This is a genomic window from Candidatus Protofrankia californiensis (assembly GCF_900634765.1).
GTDB lineage: Bacteria > Actinomycetota > Actinomycetes > Frankiales > Frankiaceae > Protofrankia > Protofrankia californiensis.
The window spans coordinates 2,361-3,450 of record NZ_CAAAFT010000192.1; the positions used below are offsets into that span (position 1 = coordinate 2,361).

At 63.6% G+C, this 1,090-nt stretch carries 1 protein-coding gene; it reads right to left on the reverse strand.

Features of this window, described 5'->3' with window-relative positions:
• The coding region (locus DD1DGNOD_RS10680; protein WP_241255638.1) for a reverse transcriptase domain-containing protein at positions 1–459 on the reverse strand (459 nt) is incomplete at its 3' end.
• Positions 460–1,090: the final 631 nt, after the last annotated feature.

Here is a 1,090-nt window from a genome sequence, read left to right on the forward strand (position 1 = left end):
GTGTGACGATGCATCCAAGAACGCCTGGATATCAAGGTCAATCACCCAGGCGTAACGCCAGCAGCGTTGCCGGCAGGCCGCGACCGCGTCCAGCGCTGACCGTCCGGGCCGGTAGCCGTACGAGTCGAGGTGGAAGATCGGTTCGACCTTCGCCCCGAGCCGCCGTGCCACCACCGTCTGGGCCACTCTGTCCGCGACCGTGGGCACCCCGAGCACCCTCGTCCCCTCACCGTGCGACTTCGGGATCTCCACCGCCATCACCGGGGGCGGGAAATAGCTACCCGAGGACATCCGGTTCCAGACCTTGTACAGATTGTTCTTCAGGTCGGTTTCGAAGTCCGCTACCGTGCAGCCGTCCACCCCCGCGGCACCCTGGTTCTCCCGCACCTGCTTCCAGGCTTCCCACACCTCCCACTTCGAGATCTCAAACGGTTTCCCTGATGGCTTCAGCCTGTCCATCGAGCTCCTCCCGGTCTCCCGGTTGACCCCATAACAAGGCCACGGATAACCCGGCCCCTTTGCTCCACCCCCACCGCGCCCAGCAGGAGCTTCACCGCTACTACGAGCCGGTCCGCCGGCGCATCCCGCATCGGTACTCACTACCTCGCAGATTCATCCTGCTTGGCAGGCTTCCTCTCCCCCGCCCGAAACAAGGCGGAGAGCATCGGGACACGCCTTCCCACGTTCCGTACGAGAGCAGCAGACCAGGATCACGTCGCCTCCATGCCGGGCACCACCTGGCCAGTAAGCGGGTATCCGCCAGGCTCATCCCGGGACACAGAGCAACACCCCGGTTTTGGCACCACTTCTGCTTAACGACACGTCAACGGCGATCCCGTCACCGGGACTGCGCACCGTCTTCCTGGTCCCCACCTGACGCCTCCAGGACGCCTTTTCCACCTCGCTCACCACGACGGTCTTCAGCCAACGCAGCAGGTGGCGGTTTGAAACCTCCCCCCACAGGGCGGCTCCGAAGGGCCTACCTTCATCTCTCGCACAGCATCACCTCAAGAAAGCTCTACCTACATCAAGCCCCTCTCGGTGTTCGTGGCACACGCTCTGTCGCACATTCGGGGACTGTTTCAAGATC